This is a genomic window from Massilia sp. TWP1-3-3 (assembly GCF_049897805.1).
Lineage (GTDB): Bacteria > Pseudomonadota > Gammaproteobacteria > Burkholderiales > Burkholderiaceae_D > Telluria_A.
The window spans coordinates 43,508-61,056 of record NZ_JAFCWX010000002.1 but is presented as its reverse complement, the minus strand read 5'-3'; the positions used below and the strand labels follow the sequence as shown (position 1 = coordinate 61,056).

Below are 17,549 nucleotides of genomic sequence, written 5' to 3'. Positions count from 1 at the left end.
TTTACGAACGGATATAAGGCGACGGCTCGCCGGGCGGGCGCGTCTTGAAGCGCTTGTGGGTCCAGAAATATTCTGCCGGCGCTTCGCGCACCCGCTCCTCGATAAAGGCATTCATGCGGCGTGCCGAGGCGACCATGTCCTCGCCCGGGAAGTCGTCCCAGGCCGGGTAAAACGTCACTTTCCAGCCGGCGTAACCAGGCAAGAAGGTGGCCACTACGGGAATGACGGCAGCGCCGGTGGCCGCCGCGATGCGTCCGGGCGCGGTCAGCGTGGCGGCGGGGATACCAAAAAACGGCACGAATTCGGCATCTTTGGCGCCGAAGTCCATATCGGGCAGCATAAAGTAGGGCAAGTGCTCGCGCATGGCCCGGATAATCGGCTTGACGCCTTCCTTGCGCGAAAACAGTTGCACCGGACGAAAGCGCGAGCGGCCCTGGCGCAGCACGTCGTCAAAGGCCTTGTTTTTTTGCGCCACATAAATCGAGCACAGGCTCGATTCGAGCATCACCGCCACGCCCGCCACGTCGAGCGAGACGAAATGCGGACACAGCAAAATGACGGGGCCGGCCTGCAGCTGCGCCAGCGGCACGCCCGGCTCGATGCGGATCAGGCGGCGCAGGCGCGCTTCGGGCGCCCACCACAAAATGGCGCGCTCCCACACGCTGCGCGAATAGGACTGGAAATGCTGGCGCGCCAGATTCACGCGCGCTTGTTCCGACAGTTCAGGCATGCACAGGCGCAAATTGGTCAGCGCAATGTGGCGCCGTTTCTTGAGCAGCATGAAGAGCAGGCTGCCGATGCCCGCGCCAAAGCGGCCCAGCACCGGCAGGGGCAACCAGTGCAGCAGCCACATCAGGCCAAGCAGCAGCCTCACGCGTTCACCTGTGGCGCGTCCTGCGGGCCGTCCACGCCGTCCGGCTGCTTGTAGCGGTTGTAGCTCCAGAAATACTGGGCCGGGCAGCGCGCGATCAATTGTTCCATGGCGCGGTTGATGATGGCGGCTTGCTCGGCGCCGCTGCCTTCGAGCTGGCCGTCGAACGGCACAAAGCGCACCGTGAAACCTTCGCCGCGGGGGAGGCGCTCGGCGTAGACCAGGATCACGGCGGCGTGACCTAACTGGGCCAGCTTGGCCGGCAGCGTCATCGTGTAGGCGCTGCGGCCAAAGTAAGGTGCCCATACGCCTTCGCCTTCCTGCGGCACCTGGTCCGGCAGCACGCCCACCGGTTCGCCGCGGCGCAGGCACTTGGCCAGAATGCGCACCCCGGCCAGCGTGGCCGGCGCCAGGTGCAGGTTGTGGCGCGCCCGTGCGCCTTCAATCAGCGGCTTCAAGGCAGCCTTTTTAGGCGGGCGGTACATGACGGTGAGCGGGGTGCGCAGTGCAATTTGCTGGGCCGTGATTTCAAAGCAGCCCAGGTGCGGGGTCAGGAACACGATGCCGCGCCCGCTGTCCAAGACCGACTGGACATGCTCCCAGTTCTCGTCGGTGGCATAGCGCGCCACCCGCTGCGGGTCGGCGCACCAGACGAACGGCAGCTCCACGATCGCCTTGCCCGATTCGGCAATCGCGCTGTGCAGGTGGAGGCCGAAGCCGGCGCCTTCCAGGTTGCTGCGCAGGCGCTTGCGGTAGGACGGCGAGGCCAGGTACACCAACCAGCCGAGCGCGGCGCCAAGAGCATGGAGGGCGCGCAAGGGCAGCTTTGACAACAAGCGGAACAGGAGTACTAGCATAAACAATCAGGTGTCGAATGGTCGGGAACAGGCGAGAAAGTAGTGGCGGGCAAATTCGTCACTTGCCTAACCAAAATTTCTCAAGGAGCGTAAAATACCACGTATGCAGGATCCGCCGAGTTAATAGACAACTTGCGAAGCGGAATATAAATGTCGCTAAAGCGTCGCAGGCAACCCGGTTACTGCGACTTCAATCTGACCAGTAACAGGAGCATTGCATGTCCAACGATTACCTTTTTACGTCCGAATCCGTCTCTGAAGGCCACCCCGACAAAGTCGCGGACCAGATTTCCGACGCCATCCTCGACGCCATCCTCACGCAAGACCCGACCGCCCGCGTGGCCGCCGAAACGCTGTGCAACACCGGCCTGGTGGTGCTGGCGGGCGAAATCACGACCCACGCCAACGTCGACTACATTCAAGTAGCGCGCGAAACCATCAAGCGCATCGGTTACGACAACACGGAATACGGCATCGACTACCGCGGCTGCGCCGTGATGGTGTGCTACGACAAGCAGTCGCCCGACATTGCCCAGGGCGTGGACGAAGGCGCCGGCATCGACCTTGACCAAGGCGCGGGCGACCAGGGCTTGATGTTCGGCTATGCCTGCGACGAGACGGCCGAGCTGATGCCCGCCGCCATCCACTACGCGCACCGGCTGGTCGAGCGCCAGTCGCAGCTGCGCAAGGATGGGCGCCTGCCGTGGCTGCGTCCGGACGCCAAGTCGCAAGTTACGCTGCGCTATGTGGACGGGCGCCCGGTTGGCGTCGACACTGTGGTGCTCTCGACACAGCACGCGCCGGAAGTGTCGCATGCCCAGATTGAAGAAGCGGTGATTGAAGAAATCATCAAGAAAGTACTGCCGCACGAGTGGCTCAAGGGCACGCGCTACCTGGTCAACCCGACCGGGCGCTTCGTCATTGGCGGCCCGCAGGGCGACTGCGGCCTGACCGGGCGCAAGATCATCGTCGACACCTACGGCGGCGCGGCGCCGCACGGCGGCGGTGCATTTTCGGGCAAGGACCCGTCCAAAGTGGACCGTTCGGCCGCCTACGCGGCCCGCTACGTGGCCAAGAACATCGTCGCCGCCGGCCTTGCGCGCCAGTGCCAGGTACAGGTGAGCTATGCGATCGGCGTGGCCAAGCCGATCAACATTACCGTCTACACGGAAGGCACGGGCGTCATCTCCGACGACAAGATCGCCGCCTTGGTCATGGAGCATTTCGATTTGCGTCCGAAAGGCATCGTCCAGATGCTCGACCTGCTGCGTCCGATATACCAAAAGACTGCGGCCTACGGCCACTTCGGCCGCGAAGAGCCCGAGTTCACCTGGGAGCGCACCGACAAGGTCGCGCTGCTGCGCGCCGAAGCTGGCCTGTCGTAACAAGCAAGTAGTTTCCTATGAACCGGGGTCAGACCACTGTTAAATGTGGTCTGACCCCGGTTTTTGTCGGGGTTGGTGCAACTGTTGCGGGAAGCTGGTATAGTTGTCAGTTCCGAGGAGCGTTGCGACGAAAATACATTTTTTCGCCAGGCTCGGAAATTCATCCGCAACTGCGCTCACGTTACTTTTTTCTAACTGAAAGGAGGGCGTGATGAACGCCGTACTCAAACCTCTGCAAGACTATCTGATCGCCGATATCTCCCTGGCCGCCTGGGGCGACAAGGAAATCAAGATCGCTGAAACCGAAATGCCCGGCCTGATGGCCATCCGCGAGGAATTCGCCGCCGCCCAGCCCTTGAAGGGCGCGCGCATCACCGGTTCGCTGCACATGACCATCCAGACCGCCGTGTTGATCCAGACCCTGGAAGCACTCGGCGCGCGCGTGCGCTGGGCGTCGTGCAATATCTACTCGACCCAGGACCACGCAGCAGCAGCCATTGCCGCCGCCGGCACTCCGGTGTTCGCCGTCAAGGGCGAAACGCTCGAGCAATACTGGGACTACACCCACCGCATTTTCGAGTGGCCAAGCGAGAACGGCCAGCCGGTCTACTCGAACATGATTCTCGACGACGGCGGCGACGCCACGCTGCTGCTGCACCTGGGCACGCGCGCGGAAACCGACATCTCCGTGCTCAACAGTCCGGGCTCGGAAGAGGAAATCTGCCTGTTCAATTCGATCAAGGCGCACCTGGCCAAGGATGCCACCTGGTATTCCAAGCGCTTGCCCCAGATCCTGGGCGTGACCGAGGAAACCACCACCGGCGTGCACCGCCTGTACCAGATGCACAAGGATGGCAAGCTGGCCTTCCCGGCAATTAATGTCAACGATTCCGTGACCAAGTCGAAATTCGACAACCTGTACGGTTGCCGCGAATCGCTGGTCGACGGCATCAAGCGCGCCACCGACGTCATGATCGCCGGCAAAGTGGCCGTCATCGCCGGCTATGGCGACGTGGGCAAGGGCTCGGCCCAGGCCATGCGCGCCTTGTCGGCCCAGGTCTGGGTCACGGAAATCGATCCGATCTGCGCACTGCAGGCGGCCATGGAAGGCTATCGCGTCGTGACCATGGATTACGCGGCCGAACACGGCGACATTTTCGTCACCTGCACCGGCAACTATCACATCCTGACCGAGCAGCACATGCTGGCCATGAAAGACCAGGCCATCGTTTGCAACATCGGCCACTTCGACAATGAAATCGATGTCGCTTCGCTCAAGAAATATGAGTGGGACAATATCAAGCCGCAAGTCGACCATGTGATTTTCCCTAGCGGCAAGCGCATCATCTTGCTGGCCGAAGGCCGCCTGGTGAACCTGGGCTGCGGCACGGGTCACCCGTCGTACGTGATGAGCTCCTCGTTCGCGAACCAGACGATCGCCCAGATCGAACTGTTCTCGCACATCGAGAAGTACCCGGTCGGCGTGTACGTGCTGCCCAAGCACCTGGACGAGAAAGTCGCGCGCCTGCAGCTCAAAAAGCTCAACGCCCAGCTGACCGTCCTCACCGACGAACAGGCCGCCTACATCACGGTCAACAAAGAAGGCCCTTACAAGCCCGACCACTACCGCTATTGATGCGAAAGCGGCCCTGGTCTTCCAAGACCCGGGCCGTTTTTTTATCGACCCACACTTACAAGAACAGGCCAGCCACCATGAACTTACTCTTTACCCTCTTGATCAACGCTGCAGCGCTGTTTGCCCTGCCATTTCTGATGAGCTCCGTGCATGTCAACAATTTCGGTACCGCCATCGTCGCGGCCATCGTGCTGGCCATCGTCAATACCCTGATCAAGCCCATTCTGGTGCTGCTGACCTTGCCCGTCACCGTCCTCACGCTTGGCTTGTTCATCCTGGTGATCAATGCCTTGCTGTTCTGGGCCGTTGCATCGTTCGTTGACGGCATCCACGTCGACGGCTTTGTCTCCGCCTTCATCGCTTCCATTATTTACAGCATTATTTCGTGGGCCTTGTCCGCACTGCTGTTGAACAAAGACTGACCATGGCCAGTAATAATTTCAGTATCGAATTCTATCCGCCCAAGACCCCGGAAGGCGCCGACAAGCTGCGCATCGCGCGCGCCAAGCTGGCGCAGCTCGAGCCGAAGTATTTCTCGGTGACCTTCGGCGCGGGCGGCAGCACCCAGCAGGGCACGCTCGATACCGTGCTCGACATCATGAGCGAGGGCCACGAGGCGGCGCCGCACCTGTCGTGCGTGGGCGGTTCGCGCGAATCGATTCGGGCCATCTTGCACCAATTCAAGGGGCACGGCATCAAGCGCCTGGTGGCCTTGCGCGGCGACTTGCCCAGCGGTTATGGCGGCGGCAGCGAGCTGCGCTACGCCAGCGAACTGGTGGAATTCATCCGCGCCGAAACCGGCGACTGGTTCCATATCGAGGTTGCGGCCTATCCCGAGGTGCATCCCCAAGCGCGCTCGCCGCAAGACGATCTGCTTGCCTTCGAGCGCAAGGTCAAGGCGGGCGCGAACGCGGCCATCACTCAGTATTTCTACAATGCCGATGCGTATTTCGCCTTCATGGACCAGGTTACTAAACTGGGCATCGACGTGCCGGTCGTGGCGGGCATCATGCCGATCACGAACTACACGCAGCTGATGCGTTTTTCCGACATGTGCGGCGCCGAGATTCCACGCTGGGTGCGCCTGAAACTGGCCAGTTTCGGCGACGACAGCGTTTCCATCAAGGCCTTTGGCCTTGATGTGGTTAGCCAGCTGTGCGAGCGCTTGTTGGCCGGGGGCGCGCCCGGATTGCACTTTTACAGCATGAACCAGGCGGCGGCTACCACCGCGCTGTGGCAGCGGCTGGTCAAAACCTAGCTGGAGCAGGCAGCATCAGGTTGTCATAAAAGTGTTGATAACCGCGTAGGTCGGGAAAGGCCGAAGGCCGCATCCCGACAAGCGCCGTCGAGACCTATGGTGGAACCCAGGGCCCGGCCCTTTTCCCCCCGGCCGCCGAGCCACGACAGTGTGACGGGGATTGTGCGCAGCCCCACAAAGGTTCTGCAATACGTTCATTGGCGAGGACGTTGGCTTGCAACTAGCCTTCAGTAATGATCATATCCAGCGCAACATCATGCGGCGCACCCGCAAACTCGGCCCGCAGGCAGGCATATGCCACGCCCACCGTTTGCGGACGCGGCGGCGCCTCCAGCGTGCGGTCGTAAAACCCGCCGCCGTAGCCGAGCCGGTAGCCTTGCCCATTAAAGCCCAGGCAGGGAATGAGCAGCACCGGCGGACGCGGCACCATGCGCAGCTGCGCTGGCACCGCCACCCCCATCCGGTCCTTGACCATGGCTTCGCCCGGCGTCCACTCGGCAAAGCCGAGCGCCGCGTCGCGCGCCAGCACCACGGGCAGCGCCAGGCGCACGCCGGCGGCGGCCAGGTCGGCGTACGCACCCGACAAGTCCGGTTCGCCGCGCAACGGCCAGTAGACGCCGAACGGCCCGGCCCGGCCTGCTTGGGCCGCACCCCACCAGGCCAGCACGCGCGCGCCGATGGCAGCGTCCCACAGCGCCCTTTGCGGCGCCGGGACGCCGGCGCGCAGCTGCGCGAGCGACTTGCGCAGCGCTGCCTTGTCGCCCAATGTTTCCATTGTTGTTTTGTGTACGCTGAGCGACAGTGGCGCCGTCTCGTCGCATGGTATTCTTGGTTCGCCTGTCATGGTTTTAATGATGCATAAATAGAGAGTTGGACACTGATGTATTTGCCGAAACTGATCACCGGCGCGACGCTCGCCGCAGCCTCCATCATGCCAGCTTCGGCGCAAGTGCCGCCGGCGGCGCCTGCAACGGTCCCTGCGACAGTCCCTGCCACCACTGCGCCCACCGCCGCGCCGGTCCAGCTCCAGGCGCCGCTTCAGCCGCGCGCTGCGGCGCCGGCAGGGCCAACGCATGGGCCTGCCGTCAATGCGGCGCCGCCGGCCGCCCCGCCAAGCTTTGACAGGGCACGGGCCGAGGTACACGCGCTCGCCATCGTCAGGGCGCAAGCTGAGCTGGCGGCGGCCCAGCTCCCCGACAACCGCGCCGACGACGACACCTTCATCGCCCTGCGCGAGGCCGCGCGCGCCGGCGACGCCGCCAAGGCCGATTCGCTCGCCGTGCGCCTGCCGCAGTACATGATTCCGTCCTACGTCGAGTACTACCGGCTCAAGCCGCGCCTGGCCACGGCCTCGCCCGATGAATTGCGCGCCTTTCTCGCGCGCTACCAGGGCACGGCAGTCGCCGACCGCCTGCGCAACGACTGGCTGCTGGAACTGGGCCGCGCGCGCGACTGGGCCAATTTCAGCCAGCAGTATCCGCTGTTCGTGCTTAATGACGACGTCCAGGTCAAATGCTATTGGCTCATGGCGCGCGTGGCGCGCGGCGAAAAAGTCGCCGACGAAGCGCGCGCCGCCTTGGCCTCGCCGCCGGCCTACGGCGAAGCCTGCAACGCGCTGATGGTGTCGCTGGCGCAGGCCGGCCAGTTCGACGCCAACGACTTGCTCGTCCAACTGCGCCTGGCCGGCGAAACCGGCTCCACCGGCCCGGCCAAGCGCGCCGCCGAGCTGCTGGGCGCCTCCGACACGCGCGCCGCCCAGGCGGTCGACTTCCCGGCGCTGGCCATGGCGCGCGGCATCGGCAGCACGCGCGCCGAGCACGAAATCTACCTGGTGGCGATCAGCCGCATGGCCCGTTCCAGCCTGAAGCTGGCGCTGATCGCCTTTGAAAAAAACCTGCCCAGTTTTACGCCCCAGGAGCAGGGCATCGGCTGGGCCGTGATTGCCCACGCGGCTTCGCTCAAGCATGATCCTGACGCCCACACTTACTGGAGCAAGAGCGCCGCAGCCCCCCTCACGCTCGAACAGATGCAGTGGAAAACCCGCATCGCCCTGCGCCGCCTGGACTGGAAAGCGGTCAAGGCCAGCATTGAAGCGATGCCCGGCTTTCTCAGCGCGCAGCCGGCCTGGACGTACTGGCTGGCGCGCGCGCTGCAGGCCGAAGGCGGCGCCGCGCGCAATGAGAGCGCTACTGCCAACGCCACCGCGATGTACCGCGGCATCGCCGACCAGCACAATTTCTACGGCCAGCTGGCGCTGGAAGAACTGGGCCAGCTGATCACCATCCCGCCACCGGGCGCGCCGCTCACCGCCGACGAAATCGCGCCCATGGCGGCCAATCCGGCGCTCAAGCGCGCACTGAAGTTTTTCAGCCTGCGCATGCGCGCCGAAGGCATGCGCGAGTGGAACTGGGAAGCGCGCAAGTTCACCGAGCGCGAGCTGCTGGCCGCGGCCGAATTCGCGCGCCGCAACGATGTGCTCGACCGCATGGTCTACACCTCCGAGCGCACCCGCACCCAGTTCGACTACACGCAGCGCTTTCCGGCGCCGCACAGCGACATCCTCAGCCCCACCACGCGCCAGCTGGGCCTGGACAAGGCCTGGGTCTATGGCCTGATCCGCCAGGAGTCGCGCTTTGTCATGGATGCCCGCTCCAGCGTGGGCGCATCGGGGCTGATGCAGGTGATGCCGGCCACCGCGCAATTCGTCGCCCGCAAGATCGGGCTCGATTTTGCCAAGGACAAGCTGACCGACCTGCGCACCAACCTGGTTCTGGGCTCGAACTACCTGAACATGGTGCTTGAAAACGCGGGCGGCTCGCAGCCGCTGGCCACCGCCGCTTACAACGCGGGCCCGGGGCGCATGCGCACCTGGCGCGCCTCGCTCGAGGCGCCAATGGAAGGCGCCATCTGGGCCGAGTCGATTCCGTTTCTCGAAACGCGCGTCTACGTCAAGAACGTGATGGCCAATGCGACCAATTACGCCGCCCTGTTCGACAACAAGCCGCAGTCGCTCAAGGCGCGGCTCGGGACCATTGCGCCACGCGGCGCCCAGGGCGCCGATCTCCCCTAACTTATTTCCCCTAACTTATCTCACCTAACTTTTTTGGAAAAAAATGGACATGCTGACGGTGGTGGTTTTCGGGGGTTCCGGTTTTATCGGCACCCACCTGGTGGCGCTTCTGTCGCAGTTGGGCGCGCGCGTGATCGTGCCGACCCGGCGCCTTGAACGCGCCAAGCACCTGATTTTTTTGCCGCGCGTTGAAGTGGTCGAAGTGAACATCGGCGACGACGCCGCGCTGCGCCGCCTGTTGCAGGGCAAGGATGCGGCCATCAACCTGGTGGGCCTGCTGCATTCGCGCCGCGGCACGCCCTACGGGGACGACTTCAAGCGCGCCCACGTGGTGCTGCCGCGCCGCATCGTGGCCGCCTGCGCCGCGCAAGGCGTGCCGCGCTACCTGCACATGAGCGCCCTAGGCGCGGCCGTGGACGGCCCGTCGATGTACCTGCGCTCCAAGGCGGACGGCGAAGTCGCCGCGCGCGCCGAGCCGGCGGTGGCCGCCACCATCTTCCGCCCGTCGGTGGTGTTTGGCGAAGGCGACCAGTTCCTCACCACCTTCGCGCGCTTGCAGCGCTTTTTGCCTTTTGTGCCGCTGGCCGGTGCCGAGACCGACTTCCAGCCGGTGTATGTGGGCGACGTTGCGCAGGCGTTCGCCAATGCCTTGTTGGAGCCGCGCACGCGCCATCAGGTCTACGAGCTGGGCGGCCCGCAGATTTATGCGCTGGCCGACCTGGTGCGCCTGGCCGGAAAATACGCGCACCACGAGCGGCCCGTGTTCGGCATTCCCGACGCGCTGGCCCGCTGCCAGGCCGCGTTTTTCGAACTGCTCTCTAGCGAGCCGATGATCAGCCGCGACAATCTGGACTCCATGAAGGTGGATAATGTTGTCGATCCGGCTATTCAAGCCACCACTGCCGCCGCTTTAGGGATTAAACTAACGCCACTTGAGGCGATCGCGCCGCGTTACTTGTTCTCGGCGGAGCGCTTCGATGACTTCCGCACCCGCGCCGGGAGGTGAATAAGCAGCCTGCGTTGGAAGGCAGGCTACGTCGCGCGTTATCATTTGCAAACCATCTTCGCGACTGACCGATCACACATGCAAACAACCCAACTTGACCCCACCCTGACCCAGACGCTCGACGACGCCAAAAAATCCGGCCTGACCCTCGTCATCGGCAACAAGAACTATTCATCCTGGTCGATGCGGCCGTGGGTGGCCATGACGGCTTTCGGCATCCCCTTCCACGAAGTGCGCCTGCTGCTCGACCAGCCCGACACCTCCAGCCGCATCGCCGAATATTCGGCGGCCGGCCGGGTGCCGGTGCTGATCGCCGGCGACATCACGGTCTGGGACAGCCTGGCCATCTGCGAATACCTGGCCGAGCAGTTCCAGGAAAAGCACATGTGGCCGCAGGACGTGGCCGCGCGCGCGTTGGCGCGCTCGGTCACGGCCGAAATGCACTCCGGCTTTACGGGCCTGCGCAGCGCCATGTCGATGAACATCCGCATGCACCTGCCCGGGCGCGGGCGCACGCCGGACGCGCAGGGCGACATCGGGCGCATCAGCGAGATCTGGGAAGAGTGCCTGTCGCGCTTTGGCCACCACCAGTTCCTGTTCGGCGACTTTTCGATCGCGGACGCGTTTTTCGCGCCGGTCGTGATGCGTTTTCGCACCTACGGCGTGGCGCTCGCGCCCGCGCTGCAGGCTTACTGCGACCGCATGCAGGCCCATCCCGCCGTGGCGCGCTGGGTCAGCGAAGCGCTGGCCGAAACCGAAACGGCGCCCCGGCACGACGACGAAATCCGCGGCAAGCCGTGACGCCAAGGTCAGGCAAGGTGAAGTGAGATGACATGATGAAGTCCTACATCGTGGGCGGCGCGGTGCGTGATGCGCTGCTCGGCATGCCGGTCCAGGACCGCGACTGGGTGGTGGTGGGCGCCACGCCCGAGGATATGCTGGCGCAGGGCTTTCGCCCGGTAGGCAAGGACTTTCCCGTCTTTTTGCATCCCGAAACGCAGGAAGAATACGCGCTGGCGCGCACCGAGCGCAAGACCGCGCCCGGCTACCGCGGCTTTGTGTTCCACACTTCGCCCGACGTCAAGCTCGAGGACGACCTGGTGCGGCGCGACCTGACCATCAATGCCATGGCGCGCGGGGCCGACGGCAGCATCGTCGACCCCTTCGGCGGCCAGCGCGATATCGCCGACAAGGTGTTTCGCCACGTCTCGGACGCCTTTCTCGAAGACCCGGTGCGCATCTTGCGCCTGGCGCGCTTTGCCGCGCGCTTCCCCGATTTTTCGGTCGCGCCCGAGACCAATGCTTTGATGCGCAAGATGGTCGAGCAGGGCGAAGTCGACGCGCTGGTGCCCGAACGCGTGTGGCAGGAAGTGGCGCGCGGCCTGATGGAGCAGCAACCGTCGCGCATGCTGACCGTGCTGCGCGACTGCGGCGCGCTGGCGCGCATCATGCCCGAACTGAACGTGCTGTGGGGCGTGCCGCAGCCGCCGGCGCACCATCCGGAAGTGGACACGGGCGTCCACATGGAGCTGGTGATCGACTACGCCGCCGAGCGCCGTTTCGAGCTGTGCGTGCGCTTCGCCGCGCTGATGCACGACCTGGGCAAGGGCGCCACCCCTCCCGCGACGTGGCCGCGCCACCACGGGCACGAACAACTTGGGCTGGCGCTGATCGACGCCCTGTGCGCGCGCCTGAAAGTGCCCAACGAATGCCGCGAGCTGGCCATCATGACGGCGCGCGAGCACGGCAACGTCAGCCGCGCCGAAGTTTTGCGCGCCAATACGCTCGTCACCCTGTTCGAACGCTGCGACGCGTTTCGCAAACCGCAGCGCTTCGCGCAAATGCTGCTGGCGGCCGAATGCGATTCACGCGGGCGCGGCGGCGAGGCAGACGACTTTCGCACCCGGCCCTGGCCGCACGGACCGTATCTGCAGGGTGCGCTGGACGCGGCGCGCGCAGTCAACGCCGGCGAGGTGGCGGCGCGCTGCGGCGATAACAAGGGCAATATCGCGCAGGCAGTGCACGTGGCGCGCGTCTCGGCGGTCAAGGCCTTGCTGCGCGAGAGCGATGCCGGGCAATGAGGGGCGCATAAGACAAACGACAACCAAGTTGTCGCGCTGTGCACGCGCTCTGGCGTATTTTTGTTCCGCGCGGCAATAAAATCCGCAAGCTGCTATCCTGAGCGCTGACTGTTTGCCATGGAAGGCGATTGCATGTCGTCCACCTTGCGTTTCGCACTATGCATTCTGGGCAGGCTCGGGTTGCTCGGTATGCTGGTCACCGGCGGCGCGCTCGCCCAGCCCTTGCTGGGCGAACCGATCCGGCCGTTGCCGCAGGCGAGCGGCGCCAATCCGGCCCGCGCCGCGCTCGGACGCGCGCTGTTTTACGACCTGCGCCTTTCGCGCGACAATAACCAGAGCTGCGCCAGTTGCCACCAGCTCCATCGGGGCGGGGCCGATACGCGCGCGCTGTCGCTGGGCGCCGGGGGCGTGGCCAACCGCTTCAATACGCCCACCGTCTACAACAGCACCTTCAACTTCCGCCAGACCTGGACCGGGCGCCATAACACCATCGATGGCTTGCTCGAGCACGTGATCAGCCGGCCCACCGGGCTGGCCTCGAGCTGGGTCATGGTCGCCTCGCGCCTGACCGGCGACGAGGCGATGACGAAGCAGTTCCAGGCCGTGTACGGGGCCGAGGCGAAGGCCGAAAACCTCAAGGACGCGCTCGGGCACTACCTCAAGTCCTTGAACACGCCGTCGCGCTTTGACCGCTACCTGCGTGGCGAGCGGGCCGCCATCTCGGTCGACGAAAAGAACGGCTACGCGAAATTCAAGAGTTTTGGCTGCGTCAGCTGCCACCAGGGCATCAACGTGGGCGGCAATATGTACCAGCGTTTCGGCGCCATGCGCGAGCCGGCTGCGGGCGCGCTCATCGCCGCCGACCAGGGACGGTTCGAACTGACCGGGCGCGAGGCGGACCGCCGCATGCTGCGCGTACCCAGCCTGCGCAACGTGGCGCTGACGGCACCGTACTTCCACAACGGTTCGGTGAACACGCTCGACGAAGCGGTCGACGCCATGTTCAAGTACCAGCTCGGGCGCGATGCCTCAAGCGCCGACAAGGCGCTGATCGTCGCCTTCCTGAAAACGCTGAACGGCGAAGTTTTGCCCCCGCGTGGAGCTGCGCCGTGAGAACCGGCCGGCGCATCGCCGTCATTGCCCTTTTGGTGACACTGTCGGTTACGCTGGGCTACCTGTTCAACCGCACCCGAGCCATCGACATCGACGCCCAGAATCGCGTGACGCTCGAATTGCGCGAGCTTGAAAAACTCGACGCCGGCTGGAACGTCGACATTTTGCGCTCGCACATCGGTCTTAATTCCGACTACGATCCCTTGACCGCACCGCTGGCGCGCATGCACCAGTTGCAGGAGCAGATCGCGCAAGCGCTGCCGATGACGCATGGCGCCGAGGCGGGCGTGGTCTACCAGGAGCTGGTGCGCGCGATGCAGGAAAAGGAGGACCTGGTCGAGCAGTTCAAGAGCCAGAACGCGGTGCTGCGCAATTCGCTGGTCTTCGTGCCGCCCGCGATCACCATTCTCAAGACTGAAATAAGCGGCTTCGAGTCGGCGCTGGTGCCGGCACGCACGGTGCTGGCATTGGACGCCGCGCTCAATACGCTGTTGACCGACGTGCTGCGCTTTAACCTGGTGCCCGACCCGCCGCTCGGCCAGCGCATCGATCGCAATATCGGCGCCATGCTGGTGCTGCGCGCCTGGTTTTCGCCCACGGTGCGCGAGCGGGTCGACGAACTGGCCGGCCATGCACGCGCCATCCTGCGCTACCGCGAGCTCGAGAATAACCTGGAACGCCAGATCGACAACACCGCCAGCGCCGAAACCATGGAACGCCTGGCGACGCTGTTCGACAAGTCGTTCGACCAGGTGCAGCTGGAACGCCAGCGCTACCGCGGCTACCTGTTCGCCTATTCGGGCCTGCTGCTGTTGCTGCTGGTGTTTTTTGCGCGCCGGCTGCGGCGCAGCTACGTGATCATCAACAGCGTGAACCGCGACTTGAAAAAGGCGAATGAAACGCTGGAGCTGCGCGTGGCCGAGCGCACTGCCGCGCTGGAAAGCAAGACCGAGCAACTGGAAAAGCTGGCCATGTACGACACGCTCACGGGCTTGATCAACTATGGCCAGTTCACGCAACTGCTGGACCGGGCGCTGCTGCGGGCGGCGCGCCGCAACGGCAGCGTGGTCGTCATGTTCATCGACCTGGATGGCTTCAAGGCCGTCAACGACACCTTCGGCCACGCCACCGGCAACGTGGTGCTGCAGGAAGTGGCGCGCCGGGTGCAGGACAAGCTGCGCAAGGAAGACGTGCTGGCGCGCCTGGGCGGCGACGAATTCGTGATCCTGCTTGAAGAAGTGCGCGACCGCGACGGCGCCGAGCGCGTGGGCCAGCTGGCGCTGGACCAGATCCGCGGCATTGGCAACGCCGCCGGGCACCCGGTGACCATTTCGGCCAGCATCGGCATCTCCAGCGCGCACGGGCCGCGTGGCCTGGCGCGCGGCGCGCAAGCTTTGCTGGCCGACGCCGACCAGGCCATGTACCTGGCCAAGCAGGAAGGAAAAAACCGGATGTGCGTGAGCGTGCAGGCGCGCTGGAACGAACGGCTGGCCGACACCGACGCCTTGCCAAGCTGAATTCACTAGAGCCCGTATTCCAAAACGTCCCTGCTATTACGCTACAATGAATCAATTGGTGCGATGCACAATAGCAGGAGGGTAACATGTTCAAAATGTCATTGCCGGTGCAAGTGAACCGCTTCATGGGCAGGCCGGACGGCGGGGGTAAGCGGCGCGCGGTGCTGGTCAAGCAGCTTGAAGAACGCGACCGGCGCCGCATGTCGAAGCACTTTCTGGGTCTGGCCGACAGTGACCGCTTACTGCGTTTTGGCAGTCAGTTGCCTGACGAGCTGGTGCAGTCGTACGTGGACCGCATCGATTTCGCGCGCGACACGGTCTACGGCGTGTACAACCGCGTGTTCAAGCTGGTGGCCGTCGGGCACTTGGCATTTGCCCCCAAGGAACAAGTGCTGGCCGGCGGCGCCCACACGAGCAAGGCCCGGATTGCCGAGTTTGGCGTGTCGGTGTCGGCCTCGGCGCGCGGGATGGGGATCGGGTCCAAGCTGTTCCAGCGGGCGGCGATTCATTGCCGCAATTCGGATGTGGATACCTTGTATATGCATTGTTTGTCGTCGAACCAGACGATGATGCATATCGCCAAGAAAGCCGGAATGGAAATCCAGCGCGACCGGGGCGAGGCGGATGCCTACCTGCGTTTGCTGCCGGCCAATCCGGGTACCATGCTGCAGGAAGCGATCGAGGAGCAGGTGGCCACGATTGATTACAACCTGAAGGCGAACAAGCGCTTTGCGCTGAAGTTTTTCGGGATGGGGCGGTAACGACCTTTTACATCGCCCTCGCGCACGCGGGGGCGGTGTGACGGATTGATCGAGCGATGGAACGTAGGTCGGATAAGCGTCAGCGCAATCCGACATGCGTCAACGTGACGCCTGTCGGATTGCGCTGACGCTTATCCGACCTACATTTCGACGTCCTCACGCTTATCCGACCTACGTTTCGACGTCCTCACGGCAGCACTGTCACATCAGCGGCAGCGCCGTCGTATCCTTGATCCTTTGCAGCGCAAAACTCGACTTCACATCGGCCACCGCCGGATGGCTCAGCAAGGTCTGCATCATGAACCGCGAAAAGTGGTCCATGTCTTCCACGTGCACCCTGAGCAGATAATCCATTTCTCCCGTCATCGCATAACAGGCCACCACTTCCGGCCAGTTCGCCACTGACGAGGCAAAGTCCGCATGCGGCGAACTGGTGGCCCGGCGCGCGCCGGCCGCATTGCTCGACGCTTCGCTGTGCTTTTCCAGCCGCACGTTCACATACGCCAGCAGCCCGAGCCCGATCTGCGCCGGGTCGAGCAGCGCCACATACTGGCGAATCACGCCCGCTTCCTCGAGCCGCTTGATGCGCCGCAGGCACGGCGACGGCGACAGGCTCACCCGGTCCGCCACGTCCTGGTTCGACAGCCGGCCGTCCTGCTGCAAAATTGCAAGAATTTTGCGATCTGTTTTATCCAGCTCAATTTTTGACATCATCTCTCCAAATTCTCATTTCTGACGCAATTATATTGCTCAAATTGCGCCGGCGTGGGCATGGTTTGAAATTTAATGCCGGGGCCTCCAGACTATACTGTGCCCTAATAAAATGAGGAGACTGTGATGCAATTTACGCCTTGGGACAACCCGATGGGGACCGATGGATTCGAGTTTGTCGAGTACGCCGCGCCCGATCCAAAAGCGCTTGGCGCGCTGTTCGAACAGATGGGTTTTACCGCCATCGCCCGCCACCGTCACAAGGACGTGACCCTGTACCGCCAGGGAGACATCAACTTCATCATCAACGCAGAAAAAGACTCGTTCGCGCAGCGCTTCGCGCGCACGCACGGCCCGTCGGTGTGCGCCATTGCGATCCGCGTCGAAGACGCCGCCTTTGCCTACAAGCGCGCGCTGGAACTGGGCGCCTGGGGCTTTGACAACAAGACCGGCCCGATGGAGCTGAACATCCCGGCCATCAAGGGCGTAGGCGACTCGCTGCTGTATTTCGTGGACCGCTGGCGCGGCAAGGGCGCCAACCCGGGCGCGGGTTCCGCAACCATCGGCACCATCGGCGACATCTCCATCTATGACGTCGACTTTGTCGCCATTCCGGGCGCAGTCGCCAACCCGGTCGGCAACGGCCTGACCTACATCGACCATTTGACCCACAATGTGCACCGCGGGCGCATGAAGGAATGGGCCGAGTTCTACGAGAACCTGTTCAACTTCCGCGAAGTGCGCTACTTCGATATCGAAGGCAAGCTGACGGGCCTCAAATCGAAGGCGATGACGTCCCCATGCGGAAAAATCCGCATCCCGATCAACGAGTCGTCCGACGACAAGTCGCAGATCGCCGAATACCTCGACGAGTACCACGGCGAAGGCATCCAGCACATTGCGCTCGGTACCGACAACATCTACCAGTCGGTCCAGCAGCTGCGCGACACCGGCATCGTGTTCCAGGATACGATCGAAACCTACTATGAGTTGATCAACCGCCGCCTGCCCGGTCACGGCGAAAACCTCGACGAGCTGCGCCGCCTGCGCATCCTGGTCGATGGCCACAGCAGCGACACCGAACGCGAACTGCTGCTGCAGATCTTTACCCAGACCGTGATTGGACCGATCTTCTACGAGATCATCCAGCGCAAGGGTGACCAGGGTTTCGGCGAAGGCAATTTCCGCGCACTGTTCGAGTCGATTGAACTGGACCAGATCAAGCGCGGCGTGCTGGTAGACACTGCAACAGAGAACACCACAAAAACAGCTGCCTGAGCGGC

At 63.7% G+C, this 17,549-nt stretch carries 16 protein-coding genes and 1 riboswitch; of the genes, 12 read left to right on the top strand and 4 right to left on the bottom strand.

The window, feature by feature from the left end; genetic code table 11:
- Nucleotide 1: 1 nt before the first annotated feature.
- A complete protein-coding gene (locus ACP7D4_RS01985) occupies nt 2-874 on the bottom strand; it encodes a lipid A biosynthesis acyltransferase (RefSeq protein WP_426101658.1) in 873 nt (290 codons plus the stop codon).
- Nucleotides 871-1,728, bottom strand: a complete 858-nt coding sequence (locus ACP7D4_RS01980; protein ID WP_426101656.1) for a lysophospholipid acyltransferase family protein — start codon at nt 1,726-1,728, stop codon at nt 871-873. The genes ACP7D4_RS01985 and ACP7D4_RS01980 overlap by 4 nt, the downstream gene beginning before the upstream one ends.
- A 218-nt stretch (nt 1,729-1,946) precedes the next feature.
- Here ACP7D4_RS01980 and metK point away from each other — a divergent pair, with 218 nt between their 5' ends.
- The 4 genes from metK to metF all read left to right on the top strand — a co-directional run bounded on the left by metK (nt 1,947) and on the right by metF (nt 6,007).
- On the top strand, nt 1,947-3,113 hold the full coding sequence (metK, locus tag ACP7D4_RS01975; protein ID WP_426101654.1) for a methionine adenosyltransferase: 1,167 nt from the start codon (nt 1,947-1,949) through the stop codon (nt 3,111-3,113).
- 108 nt (nt 3,114-3,221) lie between these two features.
- Nucleotides 3,222-3,298, top strand: a riboswitch (S-adenosyl-L-homocysteine riboswitch).
- A 26-nt stretch (nt 3,299-3,324) separates the two neighbouring features.
- A complete protein-coding gene (gene ahcY, locus ACP7D4_RS01970) occupies nt 3,325-4,749 on the top strand; it encodes an adenosylhomocysteinase (RefSeq protein WP_426101652.1) in 1,425 nt (474 codons plus the stop codon).
- Nucleotides 4,750-4,826: 77 nt separating this feature from the next.
- A complete protein-coding gene (locus ACP7D4_RS01965; protein WP_426101650.1) occupies nt 4,827-5,171 on the top strand; it encodes a phage holin family protein in 345 nt (114 codons plus the stop codon).
- A gap of 2 nt (nt 5,172-5,173) precedes the next feature.
- Nucleotides 5,174-6,007 carry a methylenetetrahydrofolate reductase [NAD(P)H] gene (gene metF, locus ACP7D4_RS01960; RefSeq protein ID WP_426101648.1) on the top strand — a complete coding sequence of 278 codons (834 nt, stop codon included), beginning with the start codon at nt 5,174-5,176 and terminating at the stop codon, nt 6,005-6,007.
- A 220-nt stretch (nt 6,008-6,227) separates the two neighbouring features.
- Here the strand turns inward: metF and ACP7D4_RS01955 are convergent, their stop codons facing one another.
- Nucleotides 6,228-6,782, bottom strand: a complete 555-nt coding sequence (locus tag ACP7D4_RS01955) for a 5-formyltetrahydrofolate cyclo-ligase (RefSeq protein ID WP_426101646.1) — start codon at nt 6,780-6,782, stop codon at nt 6,228-6,230.
- A gap of 105 nt (nt 6,783-6,887) precedes the next feature.
- Here ACP7D4_RS01955 and ACP7D4_RS01950 point away from each other — a divergent pair, with 105 nt between their 5' ends.
- The 7 genes from ACP7D4_RS01950 to ACP7D4_RS01920 all read left to right on the top strand — a co-directional run bounded on the left by ACP7D4_RS01950 (nt 6,888) and on the right by ACP7D4_RS01920 (nt 15,555).
- Nucleotides 6,888-9,077: a transglycosylase SLT domain-containing protein gene (locus ACP7D4_RS01950; protein ID WP_426207629.1), complete on the top strand. Its 2,190-nt coding sequence runs from the start codon at nt 6,888-6,890 to the stop codon at nt 9,075-9,077.
- 43 nt (nt 9,078-9,120) lie between these two features.
- Nucleotides 9,121-10,083 carry a complex I NDUFA9 subunit family protein gene (locus ACP7D4_RS01945; protein ID WP_426101642.1) on the top strand — a complete coding sequence of 321 codons (963 nt, stop codon included), beginning with the start codon at nt 9,121-9,123 and terminating at the stop codon, nt 10,081-10,083.
- 78 nt (nt 10,084-10,161) lie between these two features.
- On the top strand, nt 10,162-10,884 hold the full coding sequence (locus ACP7D4_RS01940) for a glutathione S-transferase family protein (protein WP_426101640.1): 723 nt from the start codon (nt 10,162-10,164) through the stop codon (nt 10,882-10,884).
- A 35-nt stretch (nt 10,885-10,919) separates the two neighbouring features.
- The gene (locus ACP7D4_RS01935; RefSeq protein ID WP_426207769.1) at nt 10,920-12,164 is read left to right on the top strand and encodes a multifunctional CCA addition/repair protein; all 1,245 of its coding nucleotides are present in this window, start codon (nt 10,920-10,922) and stop codon (nt 12,162-12,164) included.
- 132 nt (nt 12,165-12,296) lie between these two features.
- On the top strand, nt 12,297-13,277 hold the full coding sequence (locus tag ACP7D4_RS01930; protein WP_426207628.1) for a cytochrome-c peroxidase: 981 nt from the start codon (nt 12,297-12,299) through the stop codon (nt 13,275-13,277).
- Nucleotides 13,274-14,794: a DAHL domain-containing protein gene (locus ACP7D4_RS01925; RefSeq protein ID WP_426101636.1), complete on the top strand. Its 1,521-nt coding sequence runs from the start codon at nt 13,274-13,276 to the stop codon at nt 14,792-14,794. Before ACP7D4_RS01930 ends, ACP7D4_RS01925 begins: the two co-directional genes overlap by 4 nt.
- A gap of 125 nt (nt 14,795-14,919) precedes the next feature.
- Complete coding sequence (locus ACP7D4_RS01920) at nt 14,920-15,555, top strand: GNAT family N-acetyltransferase (protein ID WP_426101887.1); 636 nt, start codon at nt 14,920-14,922, stop codon at nt 15,553-15,555.
- Nucleotides 15,556-15,756: 201 nt separating this feature from the next.
- On the opposite strand, the gene ACP7D4_RS01915 is transcribed toward ACP7D4_RS01920, so the two are convergent.
- Nucleotides 15,757-16,266 (bottom strand): Lrp/AsnC family transcriptional regulator, encoded by a 510-nt coding sequence (locus ACP7D4_RS01915; protein WP_426101885.1) that lies wholly within the window; start codon nt 16,264-16,266, stop codon nt 15,757-15,759.
- A 126-nt stretch (nt 16,267-16,392) separates the two neighbouring features.
- On the opposite strand from ACP7D4_RS01915, the gene hppD reads away from it, so the two are divergent.
- Nucleotides 16,393-17,544, top strand: coding sequence for a 4-hydroxyphenylpyruvate dioxygenase (hppD, locus tag ACP7D4_RS01910; RefSeq protein WP_426207627.1), 1,152 nt, complete (start codon nt 16,393-16,395; stop codon nt 17,542-17,544).
- Nucleotides 17,545-17,549: the final 5 nt, after the last annotated feature.